This is a genomic window from Arthrobacter sp. 10N418 (genome assembly GCF_056394725.1).
Genome location: NZ_JBFTIK010000002.1, coordinates 64,612 through 77,942 on the forward strand (window position 1 = coordinate 64,612; position 13,331 = coordinate 77,942).

The window sequence follows — 13,331 nt, forward strand, 5'->3', positions numbered from 1 at the left end:
TCCTAGCTGGCGTCGAAGTCGAGCGAATAGCCGGCCCAGGCATCGGGGTGTTCACGCAGCGTGACGTCCAGGCCCGCCAGCTCGCGGCCGTCGGCGCCGCCGCGGATCCGTGCTGCCACGGCGTCGGCGATGTACCGGGCCAGGGCTTCGGTGGTGCTCAGTTTGCCGGCGAAATCGGGGTGCTCGTCCAGGTTTGTGTAGTTGAGCCCGTCGAGGACGGAATCGAGCACTTTCCCGGCCTCGCCGATGTCCAGGACAATCGCGTCCTCATTCAGGGCCCGGCGCCGGAACGTCACTTCGGCGACGAACGTCGCCCCGTGCAGTCCCTGGGCGGGGCCGAACGCTTCCCTGGGCAGGCTGTGGGCGATCATGAAGTGGCTGCGGACGGTCAGGCTGAACACGGAATTACCTCGTGGTTTCGGTTGTGGGGGCATCGGTGGCGGGGTGTTCCCGGTGTTCCACGTCGGGGTATTCGATGACGTGGCACAGGGCGTCCAGGGTGCCGTCGGAGAGACTCCGCACGACGTCGGGCAGCTCCGTGAACGGGGAGCTGCCCGTCAGGAAGAGGTCGAAGGCCGGGTCCTGCAACAAGGCGACGGCGAGCTCCAGCCGGTCCGCGTTCGTGCGGCGGTGCCGCCGGGAGCGGGCCACGGCCCCGACCTGGCTGGCGCGGATGGACAGCCGGCGGGCGTGGAAGTCCTCCCCCAGCGGCAGCGTGACGCTGCGGTCGGCGTACCAGGACATTTCGATTATCTCGCCCTCGTCGCCCACCAGCTGCAGGCTTCGCCGGAGGCCTTCCTGCGAGGCGGAGCAGTGGATCACGATGTCGCAGTCCGGCAGCGCCTCGTCGGGGTGGCTGAATTCGACGCCGAGCGCGTCCGCGAAGGCCCGCTTGGAAGGGTCGATATCGATCAGCTGCAGCCGTCCGAGCGGGAAGTCGCCCAGGAGCTTGGCGACCATGCCGCCGACGAGCCCGGCGCCGATCACGGCGACGCGGTCGCCCAGGCGGGGGCCGGCCTCCCAGAGACCGTTGACGGCGGTCTCCACCGTTCCCGTGAGCACCGCGCGGCGGGGCGGGACGCCGTCGGGGACCGCGGTGAGGGACGCGACCGGCACGATGAAGCGGTCCTGGTGCGGGTACAGGCAGAAGACGGTCCGGCCCTGCCAGTCCGCCGGTCCTTCCTCCACGATGCCCACGCAGAGGTAGCCGAACTTCACCGGGTACGGGAAGGCCCCCTCCTGGTGGGGGGCGGCCATGGCCGCGGCCACGCAGTCCGGGACCCGGGCATTGTGGACGACCAGTTCGGTGCCCTTGCTGATGCCGGTGAAGAGGGTGCGGACGAGGGCTTCCCCGGGTCCGGGGGCCGCCAGGTCCTCGCGCCGGAGCTCGCCCTTTTCCAGCCCGACGGTCCAGTAGGCGGTGGCCGTGGTCTGCTGCTCAGGAGTGATCATGGTGCTTTCGAATCTAGCGCCCTCCCTGCGCCCGGGGAAAGGACGCAGGCTCCGGCGAGTCGCCGCAAGCCGGCACCGGCCGGGATTTCCGGAGCCGTTTTGGGGAACAGCGCCCTGCTCCGGTACCCTATACAGGTTGGTGACGTGTCCGAGCGGCCGAAGGTGCAACACTCGAAATGTTGTTTGGTGTCAAAGCCAACGTGGGTTCAAATCCCACCGTCACCGCCACGTAGCGAGGCCCCTGCTTCCCTTTATTTATAAGGAAAGTGGGGGCCTTTGCTTTGCCGGGGACTGGCTCATTGACTAGGAATTGGCAAATCTACCCTTGGGCGCTCTCGCCCAGCCAACAGCTTTGCGCTTCAGCCCCGACGTCAAACCTCTGTATCCGCGGGTCATCCGCACTCGCGGGGCGGTCGCCTGTCGAGGACCCAAGGACCTGCGGGCGCCCTCTCGCGCAGCGGTGGACAGTCAATTGCCGGTCGCGCACTGTTCAGGCAGGCCGACCGCCTCGGGCATGGGGAGATAATACGCGCCGGTGTAGCGTGACGTGTCCCCAGTCAGGGCCCAGACCGAGCCGCGCCGGCGGCCGGCGCGGCTGTCAAGGGCTGTCCGGTCGCGCGCGGCCAGGCGGTCCAGGATCGAGGAGATGACATCCTCATGCGTGCACAGCACCGTCCCCGTGCCGCGGGCATTGTCGACGAGCCGCATTGCCCGTTCAATACGGCCATCGGAAAGATCGCTGGCCACTTCCACCGTCAGGGATTCACGGCGTGCCAGCGCCTCAACAGTGTCGATACACCGGGCTGCAGGCGCGGAGAGGATCCGGTTTATCTCGAAGAACGAACCAAGGCCCTCGAGGGAGCGGGCCGTCGTGCGTCCTTCGTGGGCCAGCGGCCGGGTAATTTCGGAGTGGTCCCACAGGTGCCGCGGTGTGGCTGTGGCCCCGCGGATAAGCAACAGCATCCTGTCCCGGGCCGGCACCGCACGGATCCCAAGCTCCCGCTCCAGGACCCCGCCCAGGGCGAGAATCACGGGCCTTTCGCGTGGTTCGCTCAGGGTGCGCAGCGCCGCAGGAAGGCTGAACCAGCGGGCCTCGTCCACTTCATCGTTGGCCGAGAAGACGCCGCCCTGGGCCACGGCGGCCCAGTAGCGGACCGTCTTGAGGCGCCGGCGGTGGTCCAGATAGGTCACCTGCGGCAGCTCCGAACCGGGCCGGCAGACGAGACCCGTCTCTTCGCCGACTTCCCGCAGCGCACATTCCTGGTCTGACTCGCCCGGTTCGGCCTTTCCCTTGGGGATGGACCAGTCCTGATGCCTGCGCCGGTGAACCAACAGCACCTCCAGCGCGCCCTCCCTTCCGATCCGCCAGGGGAGGGCTCCGGAGGTCCTGGGCCTGGCCGACGTCATCTCGCGGATCCCGCCGGGAGCAGGCCGCGGGAGGACCGGATTTCCCTGGGCCCCCTGCAGCCCGTCGAGCCGGCTGTAGAGACCGCCGGCGGCGAGGAGTTGCCCGTGGTTACCGCTTTCCACAACCCGCCCCTTGTCCAGCATGTAGATCTTGTCCGCACGCCCGAGAGTGGAGAGGCGGTGTGCGATGACTATGACGGTCCGTTCGGCCATGAGCCGGTCCATGCCCTCCATCACGTACTGTTCGGAGATGGCGTCCAGGCCGGAGGTGGGTTCATCAAGAATGACGATCGGTGTATCGCGGACGAGGGCCCGGGCGATCGCGATGCGCTGGCGCTGTCCGCCCGAGAGACTGACGCCCCGCTCGGCAACCGGGGTGTCATAGCCCAGCGGCAGCTGATCAACGAATTCGTCGACGTGCGCGGCGTGGGCCGCGGCGAAAACCCGTTCCGGAGTGGCTGTGTCCGATCCGTAGGCGATGTTGTCATAGATGGTGCCGTGAAACAGGATAGATTCCTGCAGGACCATCGAGATCTGCTGGCGCACCGCGGCCAGCTGGAGTTCGCGGACGTCCCTGCCGTCCAGGAGAACGGCGCCGCCCGTCACGTCGTAGAGCCGCGGAATAAGACTGACCACCGTTGACTTGCCCGCACCGGTGGGCCCGGTCAGCGCAATCATCCGGCCCGGCTCCACACGCAGGTTAATCCTGTGCAGCACCTCGGAACCGTCGTAGTGGAAGTCGACATCTCGCAGCTCCACCAGGCCCGCCAGCCGCGGCGCCGGCGGGGCACCAGGGGGGTCCGTTATTGCCGGGGCGGTGCCGAGGACGTCCTGGAGCCGCTCCGCGCTGACCTGACCCCGGCTCATGACCGTCGTCAGCTTGGAAAGTTCCTTCATCGGATCGTAAAGGGCCTTAAGGTACGCCAGAAAGACCAGCAACAGCCCCAGCGTCATCGAACCGTCCAGCACCCGCTGCACACCCGCCCACAGCACGACGACGGTGCCGAATGTGACGATGACATCCACCAGCGGGGACAGTGCTGCCTGGAGCCGGACCAGTCTCAGGCCCGCATTCATCCGCGCGGCATTGCGGAGCTGGAAATCGGCCTCATGACGCGCCTCGCTGGAGGAGGACTGCATAACCCGCACCGAGGAGAAGGTTTCCGTCATCGTGGAGGCAATGTCGCTGTCCCTTCTCCGCGCAGCCCGGGACGCCGCCTTGATGCGGGGGCGGTACATCAGCACCGTCGCGAACAGCACCGGTGAGACCGCCAGGGCAATCATGGCGAAGCCCGGATCAACCACCACGCAGATCGTCGTGATGAAAGCCAGAATGAGGATGTTGGGTACCAGGACCGCCAGCATTGAGATGATCATGGCGCGCACGTAGTCGATGTCCGTGGTCGCCCGCGTCACCAGATCCCCGAGCCTCTGCTTGTCGTGGAATGACAGGGACAGCCGCTGGAGGTGGGCGAACACCTCGGAGCGGATGGATGCCATGACCCGCTCTCCGACGCCGTTGAGCAGCCGCGCCCCAAAATAGTTGGCCGCCGCGTTGACCAGGGTGAACACCAACAGGCACGCAATGGCCACGACCAGCAGCTGCTGACCTTCCAGCCCGGCCGCCCCGAACGTTCGCAGAAACTCGTTCTGGCTCGCAGCGCCGGGAGTCTTGAGCACATCATCGACGATGACCTTCAGGGGCCACGGCATGGCCACCTGCAGGGCAGCCGCGAGGACCACCAGGGCGGCTCCGGCGGCCAACACCGCGGCACGCGGTGCCAAGGCGCGGCGGAACCGCCAAAAAGTCACAAACATCCGGGACGCCCTCGCCCGGGGAAGCCCCCGCGCCGGCAGCGCCGGGCGAAGCGACCGCATGCGGCGACGGGGTTGAAGCGGGTCTCTGCACCCGGCCGCTGCTCAACGGTGTCCGTCTCCCGCAGATCCGAGATGTCGGCGATCTCCATTGAGCACCCTCCCCCTGTACGCGGATGGCCCGCTCAAGGTGTACCGCCTGCGCCGCCGCCTGTCTAGTCCGCGCTGGTGGCCAGGTCATAGATTGAGCCCCGTCGTGATGCTCAGGGGACCTCCCTCGCGCTGAGCGCTTTGACCATGCGCTCGTGACGCTCCGGCAGTTCGTCGATCACGGGGGTGAGGGCCCCGAGGTTCAGCACGCCCCGATGCCCGAGGCGACTCAACTGGTTGATTCACTCCGGCCCGCTTCACGTCGCTCCGGGCAGCGTCCAGCACCCTGAGCTGCACCGCAGCGAGAACAACCGGAGGAGGCACGGCCGCCCAGTCTCCGCCTTCTCGACCAACGCGAGTTCAGCTCCGCTGAACCGCGTATCGATCCGGTGGATCCTCGGCTCACAGCTCATCGGCGCCATCAACGTGGGCTGTCACCCGCTACGCAGGCAGACGAATGCTCGTTACGGTGGCGGCCACACTGCTTGACACCCCCACCAAACGCAGGATATGTTCTATCTCACATCAACTAACGCGCGTTAGTAACGCGCAACAGTAGGTTCGGTTAGACTCTCATCCAATATTCATCCCCACTCACTAGACATCGGACGGTCAATGGAGACGAACCCACGGCAGGCCAAAGTGACGATGCAGGATGTCGCGAACCATGTCGGAGTTTCTCGGACGACGGTTTCCTTTGTCCTGAATGGCGGAACGGGAAACGGAATTCCAGAAGAAACCCGTGACCGCGTCCACCAGGCTGTGACCGAACTGGGCTACCGCCCGAACGCGGGAGCCCGTGCGTTGGCATCCAAGCAGACCAAGCTCTACGGGCTGATCACGGAAATCGTGATCGCGCCATATGCCGCCAACATTGTCCGCGGCGCCGAGGAACAGGCCGCGCGGGAGGGTAAGACGCTTCTTATCGCCAGCACCGACGGCAGCAGTGACGCCGACCGGCGGGCCATCGAGACGATGCTCGAGCACCGCGTCGAGGGTCTGATCTATGCAACAAGCTGGCATCGGGGTGTGCGGCTGCCTGCAGTTGCGGAAGAAGTGCCGACGGTCCTGGTTCACTGCTTTGACGAAGCAACAAAACTGCATTCCGTCATTCCGGATGAGGCTCAGGGTGGCTATATTGCCACGATGAGACTCATCCGGGCCGGACACGACCGGATAGGGCTCATCAACCTTGATCCCGTCATTCCGGCCGCCATCGGCCGCCGGGCCGGTTACGTCCGAGCACTTGAACAGGCAGGCATCGGCCTGGATGAGAGCTTGGTCATCAACGAGGACGGCGAGGCAGACCAAGGCTACCGCGCAGCAGCTGCCCTCCTGGATGGCAGCCGGCCCCCAACAGCGATATTCTGCGCCACTGACCGCATGGCCATGGGCGCTTACGACGCCATCAAGGAACGAGGGCTGCGTATTGGTGACGATATCTCCGTGGTTGGCTTCGACAACCAGGAAATCATCGCCAACTACCTGCGGCCAAGCCTGACGACCGTCGCGCTGCCGTTCCGGCAAATGGGGGCAACCGGCGTCGCGATGCTGGCCAAACTGGCAGCGAACCGTGATCTGGCCCCGCTCCAACGCATTGTCGAATGCCCTCTGGTGGAGCGTACATCCGTGCGCCTGCCGGTCCCGGCATTCTGATGTTCACTCCCCGCTAACCTCATCTCCCTTTCACCGACGAAACGAGCTCCCTCATGCCCAAAATCAACCCCAAGAGGTCACTGGCCGTTGTTGCAGCCACACTGGCGATCGGCGCGCTGGCTCTCACCGGCTGCGGCGCCGGAAACACATCCGGGAGCACAGCCAAGGGTGGGAGCGCGTCCAACGGGCTCCTGACAATCCCCCGGGAGGACACCGCAACGTTCACCAGCAACTTCAACCCGTTCTCCCCGAATGCCCTTCCGATGACGCAGCAGTCGGTTTTCGAACCCTTGCTGATCGTCAATCCCGTGAAGGGGGAGCCTGTACCGTGGCTCGGCGCTTCGTGGAAGGCGGACGAAGACGGCAAGGGAGTGACATTCACGCTCCGCGACGGGGTTAAGTGGTCGGACGGACAACCCCTGACTGCCGATGACGTTGTGTATACCTTTGACCTTCAGAAGAAGATTCAGGGCGGATTCGACTACTTGGCCAAGGTCTCCGCCGTCGATGCGCACACTGTCCGCTTCGATTTCAACAAGGCCTACGCTCCCGGGCTTTACGAAGTCGGCCAGCAGGTCATCGCCCCCAAGCATGTCTGGTCCCAGATCGCAGATCCGGCCAAGGCCACAAACGACAATCCGGTAGGCACCGGCCCCTACACCCAGGTCTCCCATTTCCAGACACAGTCATTCGAACTGGATAAGAACCCCAACTACTGGCAGCCGGAGAAACAGCAGCTCACCGGCATCAGGATGCTGGCCTTCGCCGGCAACTCCGGGGCCAACCTCGCCCTGCAGAACGGTGACGTGGACTGGAGCGACCAGTTCATCCCCAACATCCAGAAAACCTTTGTCGACAAAGATCCGGCACACCGGCACTTCTGGTACCCCACGACCGGTGGCACGATCAACTGGCAGCTGAACACCACCAAGGCCCCCTTTAACGATCCGGTCGTACGCAAAGCACTCAGCATGGCCGTGGACCGCGATCAGGTCGACAACCTGGGCATGTCGGGCTACACGCATCCGGCCGACTGCACCGGCCTCAGCGACACCTACGCCAGCTGGCGGGACCAGAGCATCGTTGACAATTGCGACTGGACCAAGCTGAATGTGGACAAAGCCAACCGGATGCTCGATGACGCCGGCTACAAAAAGGGAACCGACGGCATCCGCACCCTCAAGGACGGCAAGCCGTTCCAGTTCAAGTTCTCTGTAGGATCGGCATCTTCGGACTGGCTGTCCGTCGGTCAGATCATCTCCAAGAACATGGAAAAACTTGGCGTGAAAGTCGAGGTCAACTCCCCGGACTGGTCCCAGGTCGTCTCCGGATACACTGACGGATCCTTCGACAGCGGCATCGTTTGGAGCAACGCCGGCGCAACGCCGTATGAGTTCTACCGCGGCGTAATGTCACAGAACGTTGTTGTACCGGTCGGCCAAAAAGCCAACGAAAACTACCACCGATTCGGCGACCAGGAAGCGACCGCAACCCTGGACAAGCTGGCGGCAACGGCCGACCCGACAGCGCAGAAGACCCTCGTCAACACCCTCGAGACACGCTTCAACGACGTCGCCCCGGTGATCCCGCTGTTCTCGGGCCCGGCATGGGGCGCCTACACCGACCAGCGATTCACGGGCTGGCCCAGCAACGACAACCCGTATGCCACTCTCTCGGCCCGCTCCGCCACCACAGTGCTGGTTCTGACCTCACTCAAGCCGGCGCAGTAGCCATCTGGTGGCTGTCCGGGCAACCGAACCCGGACAGCCACCAAAGCCGCCGCACACACGGCACCCGCACCGTTACCACCTGCCGGACCCGGACCGATCCCCGGGCGGCGCAACAATCATCAAGAAAGAAGCGGAATCATGGTATTCCTCCTCCGCCGCCTGGGGTTCTACATCATCGCCTTCTGGGCCTGCATCACCTTGAATTTCTTCCTCCCCAGGCTGATGCCCGGGGACCCTGTCAGCAGAATGTTCTCCCAGGTGCAGGCTCAGATGCGCCCGGACCAGGTGGATGCGCTCCGGCGGCTCTTCGGCCTGGACGACCGGCCCCTTTGGGAGCAGTACCTCGCCTACATCGGCAACATCTTCCGCGGGGACATGGGCATCTCGCTCTCCAGGTTCCCGTCCCCCGTTTCGGAGGTGATCGGATCACAAATCGGATGGACCCTCCTGCTCGGCGGCACCTCCCTGGTTATTGCCGTCATTCTGGGTAATTTCCTCGGCGTTCTGGCAGCGTGGCGGCGGGGAAAGTTCCTGGATTCCGTTTTTCCTCCGTTGCTGATTTTCGTAGGATCATTTCCCTATTTCTGGCTGGCCATGGCCGCTCTTTATCTGTTCGGGATAACCCTGGGCTGGCTGCCTCTGAGCCATGCCTTTTCCACAGGCCTCAGCCCCTCGTTCTCCCTTGAATACATCGGCGACGTCGCTACTCACCTGATCCTCCCGGCCCTGACCATTGTCCTGGTCTCCATCGGCGGGTGGATGCTGGGGATGCGCAACACGATGATCGCAACCACCGCTGAGGACTACATCACGATGGCCCGGGCCAAGGGACTCCGTCCGGGACGGATCATGTTCCAGTACGCGGCCCGCAACGCCATGCTGCCCTCCGTGACGTCGTTCGGCATGTCCCTCGGATTCGTCGTCGGCGGCGCTCTCCTCACCGAAACCGTGTTCGCGTACCCGGGCATCGGCTACCAGCTTCTGACCTCCGTCCAGGCGCTGGACTACCCGCTGACCCAAGGCATCTTCCTCACCATCACCGCCGCCGTGCTGGCAGCTAACTTCCTGGTCGACATCATTTACGTACGGCTGGACCCCCGGGTCCGGGTCAGCTAGAAACAGGTCCCCCATGTCACTTACAGACTCAACCCCTACCGCGACCACCACGGCCGGCAACCCCGCCGTCCTACTACCGGAACCTCCGGCACCCGGACGTCTGGCCCACGGCGGCTTCGTCCACGGCATCCTCACGAACAAGAAAGCCCTCTTGGGGCTGGCCATCCTGGTCATATTTGCCCTCCTGGCGGTGCTGGCACCCCTCCTGGCACCGGGAAACCCCTCCGACTTCGGCCCCGAAGCGTCCCTGGCACCGTCCGCTGACCACCTACTCGGAACCACCTCCAAGGGCCAGGACGTGCTGGCCCTCACCTTGTGGGGATCGCGCAGCTCGCTGACGGTCGGATTCATCGTAGGTCTAGCGGCGACCTTCATCGGTTGTCTGATTGGCATCGCCTCCGCGTACTTCGGCAAAGCCATCGACGAATTACTTTCACTGCTGACCAACATTTTCCTGCTCATCCCCGGACTTCCGCTCCTGGTCGTTCTCGCCGCGTTCCTGCCGCCGGGCCCCGTCACCGTCGTCATCGTCCTGATCATCACCGGCTGGGCAGGCAGCGCCCGTGTGCTCCGCTCCCAGGCCCTGTCGTTGCGCAGCAAGGATTTCGTGGCCGCAGCCGTTGTCACCGGCGAGAAGGCCTGGCGCATCATGTTCCGGGAAATCCTGCCCAACATGGCCTCCATCGTCATGAGCACCCTGCTCGGCTGCGTCATCTACGGCATCGGCGCCCAGGCCGGCCTGGAGTTCCTGGGGCTCGGCGATACCGGGTCCGTCAGCTGGGGAACCAACCTTTACTGGGCAAACAACGACGGCGCACTGATGACCGGCGACTGGTGGGTGCTTCTGCCCTCAGGTGTTGCCATCGCCGTCGTCGCATTTGCCCTGGCCATGGTCAACTACGCCGTTGATGAGATCACCAACCCTCGCCTGCGCGCGGAAAAGAAAGGCTGACAGATGGAAACCCTGACTGAAGAGGACCGGGGAAACGTCGGCCGTGCCCCGGCCGACCCCGTGCTGAGCGTGAAGAACCTGCAGGTTCAATACACCGCGGAGAGCGGAAACGTCACCGCCGTGGATGGTGTCAGCTTCGATATCGGCGCCGGAGAAGTGTTCGGCCTCGCCGGCGAATCAGGCTGCGGCAAGTCCACCATCGCCAACGCGATCATGCGGCTTCTGCAGACCCCGGCAAAGATCACAGGCGGGTCCATCGAGCTCGCCGGAAGGAATCTCCTGGACCTGGGCGAAGAAGAACTGAGACGCACCCGGTGGCGGGACGTCGCCATGGTCTTCCAAAGCGCGATGAACTCCCTGAACCCCGTCATGACCATCGGAGATCAGATCGTCGATGTCTTCACCACGCACGAAAGGATGCCCAAGAAAGCTGCCCGGGAACGTGCCGCGGAGCTGCTGAAACTTGTCGACATCAGCCCTGACCGCCTCAAGTCCTACCCCCACCAGCTCTCCGGCGGAATGCGCCAACGGGCAGTGATCGCGATAGCACTGGCGCTCAATCCTTCCCTTCTCATCATGGACGAACCGACCACGGCCCTGGACGTGGTCGTTCAGCAGGAAATCATGCACCAGATCAAGGAACTTCAGCAGCGGCTTGGGTTCTCCATTCTGTTCATCACCCACGACATCTCCCTCATGGTCGAGCTCTCCCACCGCATGGCGGTGATGTATGCGGGAAAGCTGGTCGAGATCGCCCCTTCCAAGAAATTGCTGGACAACCCTCTCCACCCCTACACGAACGCCCTGATGGGAGCGTTCCCTCCGCTGACCGGACCGAGAGTGGAGTTGACAGGCATCCCGGACGCCCCGCCAAACATGGCCCACCCCCCCACCGGGTGCCGCTTCCACCCCCGGTGCCCGCTGGCAATAGATGCCTGCCGCACCATCGAGCCGCGGCTCCTTCCAGGAGCCGAAAACCACGATGCAGCGTGCCTGCTCGTACCCGAATATGTCCTCCCCCGCGAAAGGTCACCCCGATGAGCCCCGCAGACAGCACCTCATCCCGCCCGGAAACGGCGACCGGGCCCCTGGTCCAGGTCCGCAACCTGAGCAAGGACTACCATCTGGGAAGCTTCCCCTTCCGTTCAACCGTACGTGCCGTCAACGACGTCTCCTTTGACATCAACCGCGGCGAGATTGTGGCACTCGTCGGGGAATCCGGCAGCGGAAAGAGCACCATCGCCCGGATCCTCGCCCGCCTCGAACAACCCACAGGCGGCCAGCTCATCCTGGACGGCCAAGACATCTTTGCCACCGAACGTCGCAGAGCGTCGATGAAATACCGCAGCAAGGTCCAAATGGTCTTCCAGGACCCCTTTGGATCCCTCAACCCGGCACACCGCATCGAACACTTCCTGACGCGTCCCCTGCAACTTCACCGAGAAAACGACAGCCCGCAGGCCCTCAAACTCAAACTGCGTGACCTAATGGCAACAGTCGGTCTGGGCGAACAGATGCTGGACCGATACCCCCATCAGCTGTCCGGCGGACAACGGCAGCGCGTCGCCATCGCCAGAGCCCTGGCCGTGGAACCGGAAATCATACTGGCCGACGAACCCACCTCGATGCTCGACGTCTCCGTCCGCATCGGGATTCTCAATCTGATGCGCAAACTCCGTGATGAACGGGGCGTGTCCATGCTCTACATCACCCACGACCTCGCATCCGCACGCTACATCGCGGACACGACCATGGTGATGTGCGCCGGGGACCTGGTCGAGGGGGGCGAGAGCATCGAGCTGATGGCCGCCCCCCATCACCCGTACACACAGTTGCTGCTCTCCGCCGTACCCGACGCCCGCAGGACCCAGACCGTCCGCCCACCGAAGAGGGACGCCACAGGGCGGAACGCTGCCCGGGGCACCGGCGAACGGATCACCCTGAGCAAATCCCATTGGGCGCTGAAAGTGCCGGAGCCCGCCCACTGACGGCCCAATCCGCCGTCCGAGAGGCCGCTTTTCCTGCGGAATCATCCCCGCGCAGCTTCACTGCAGGCTGCCGAAAACCCAGAAAGAACCCCATGACGAACCCCCCTGCCACGCTGTCCGCCCAACCCGACGTGATCGTTATCGGCGAAGCACTTATCGATATAGTCCACACGGGGAACGGCGTCACCGAGCACCCGGGGGGCTCACCCGCCAATGTTGCCTACGGACTTGCCCGTCTGGATGTTTCAACCGGGTTCCTGACGTCAATCGGTACCGATAGCAGGGGAGCCGCCATCAGCAGCCATCTCAGCGGTGCGGGCGTCTATATCCTTCCGGGCTGCCAGTCCGCGGCCTCTACATCGACCGCCACAGCAACGCTGGCCGACGACGGGTCCGCAAGCTATTCTTTCAACCTCGCCTGGGAGCTCCCGCCGGTTGCCCCGACGTACCTGCCCACGATCCTGCACACCGGGTCAATCGCCAGCTTCCTCGCACCGGGAGCCTCAGGCGTGAAATCCCTCCTGCAGCACTGCGCAGGAATCAGCACCATCACCTATGACCCGAACATCCGGCCCGAACTGCTCGGCAGCCAACACGAAGCCAGAACCATCTTCGAAGAGCTCGTTCCCCTCACCGACGTAGTGAAACTCAGCGACGAGGACGCAGCATGGCTGTATCCGCGCAATTCGCCGGAGGAGGCTGCCCGCCACATACGCGGACTGGGCACGGAGCTGGTCGTGGTCACCCTCGGATCAGAAGGATCCTTCCTGCTCACCGCAGAGACGGAAATCACTGCCCCCTCAGTGGAAACCGTTGTCGCGGACACCATCGGTGCAGGGGATGCCTACATGGCGGCCCTCATCCTGGGGCTCCTGACCAGCGGAGGAGAGGGCCTGGCTCCGCCCGTTCTCGAACAGATCGCCCGCATGGCAACCATGGCAGCCGCCATTACGGTGGGCCGCCCAGGGGCGGACCTGCCTTCCTTGGCGGAAATGCAGGCCCTGGTCGGCTGACCACCGCTTTCCGTTACCAACACTGCGGCCAATCTGACGATCACCGTCAGAT

The 13,331-nt window shown here is 64.3% G+C and carries 10 protein-coding genes and 1 tRNA gene; 8 read left to right on the forward strand and 3 right to left on the reverse strand.

Features of this window, described 5'->3' with window-relative positions:
- Positions 1-2: 2 nt before the first annotated feature.
- Both AC1DCZ_RS01725 and AC1DCZ_RS01730 read right to left on the reverse strand, forming a co-directional pair.
- A complete protein-coding gene (locus AC1DCZ_RS01725; RefSeq protein ID WP_476973134.1) occupies positions 3-401 on the reverse strand; it encodes a 6-pyruvoyl trahydropterin synthase family protein in 399 nt (132 codons plus the stop codon).
- Positions 402-405: 4 nt separating this feature from the next.
- Positions 406-1,452 (reverse strand): zinc-dependent alcohol dehydrogenase, encoded by a 1,047-nt coding sequence (locus tag AC1DCZ_RS01730; RefSeq protein ID WP_476973135.1) that lies wholly within the window; start codon positions 1,450-1,452, stop codon positions 406-408.
- A 138-nt stretch (positions 1,453-1,590) separates the two neighbouring features.
- Here AC1DCZ_RS01730 and AC1DCZ_RS01735 point away from each other — a divergent pair.
- Positions 1,591-1,680: transfer RNA gene (locus tag AC1DCZ_RS01735), tRNA-Ser, on the forward strand.
- Positions 1,681-1,920: 240 nt separating this feature from the next.
- Here AC1DCZ_RS01735 and AC1DCZ_RS01740 read toward each other — a convergent pair.
- Positions 1,921-4,677 carry an ABC transporter transmembrane domain-containing protein gene (locus AC1DCZ_RS01740; protein WP_476973136.1) on the reverse strand — a complete coding sequence of 919 codons (2,757 nt, stop codon included), beginning with the start codon at positions 4,675-4,677 and terminating at the stop codon, positions 1,921-1,923.
- Positions 4,678-5,439: 762 nt separating this feature from the next.
- On the opposite strand from AC1DCZ_RS01740, the gene AC1DCZ_RS01745 reads away from it, so the two are divergent.
- The 7 genes from AC1DCZ_RS01745 to AC1DCZ_RS01775 all read left to right on the forward strand — a co-directional run bounded on the left by AC1DCZ_RS01745 (position 5,440) and on the right by AC1DCZ_RS01775 (position 13,279).
- A complete protein-coding gene (locus AC1DCZ_RS01745; RefSeq protein ID WP_476973137.1) occupies positions 5,440-6,480 on the forward strand; it encodes a LacI family DNA-binding transcriptional regulator in 1,041 nt (346 codons plus the stop codon).
- A 53-nt stretch (positions 6,481-6,533) separates the two neighbouring features.
- Complete coding sequence (locus tag AC1DCZ_RS01750; RefSeq protein WP_476973138.1) at positions 6,534-8,210, forward strand: ABC transporter substrate-binding protein; 1,677 nt, start codon at positions 6,534-6,536, stop codon at positions 8,208-8,210.
- Between the two features lie 138 nt (positions 8,211-8,348).
- Positions 8,349-9,326 carry an ABC transporter permease gene (locus AC1DCZ_RS01755; RefSeq protein WP_476894299.1) on the forward strand — a complete coding sequence of 326 codons (978 nt, stop codon included), beginning with the start codon at positions 8,349-8,351 and terminating at the stop codon, positions 9,324-9,326.
- Positions 9,327-9,339: 13 nt separating this feature from the next.
- Positions 9,340-10,278: an ABC transporter permease gene (locus AC1DCZ_RS01760; RefSeq protein WP_476973139.1), complete on the forward strand. Its 939-nt coding sequence runs from the start codon at positions 9,340-9,342 to the stop codon at positions 10,276-10,278.
- A 3-nt stretch (positions 10,279-10,281) separates the two neighbouring features.
- On the forward strand, positions 10,282-11,319 hold the full coding sequence (locus AC1DCZ_RS01765; RefSeq protein WP_476973140.1) for an ABC transporter ATP-binding protein: 1,038 nt from the start codon (positions 10,282-10,284) through the stop codon (positions 11,317-11,319).
- A complete protein-coding gene (locus tag AC1DCZ_RS01770) occupies positions 11,316-12,266 on the forward strand; it encodes an ATP-binding cassette domain-containing protein (protein ID WP_476973141.1) in 951 nt (316 codons plus the stop codon). Before AC1DCZ_RS01765 ends, AC1DCZ_RS01770 begins: the two co-directional genes overlap by 4 nt.
- Positions 12,267-12,358: 92 nt before the next feature.
- The gene (locus tag AC1DCZ_RS01775) at positions 12,359-13,279 is read left to right on the forward strand and encodes a carbohydrate kinase family protein (RefSeq protein ID WP_476973142.1); all 921 of its coding nucleotides are present in this window, start codon (positions 12,359-12,361) and stop codon (positions 13,277-13,279) included.
- Positions 13,280-13,331: the final 52 nt, after the last annotated feature.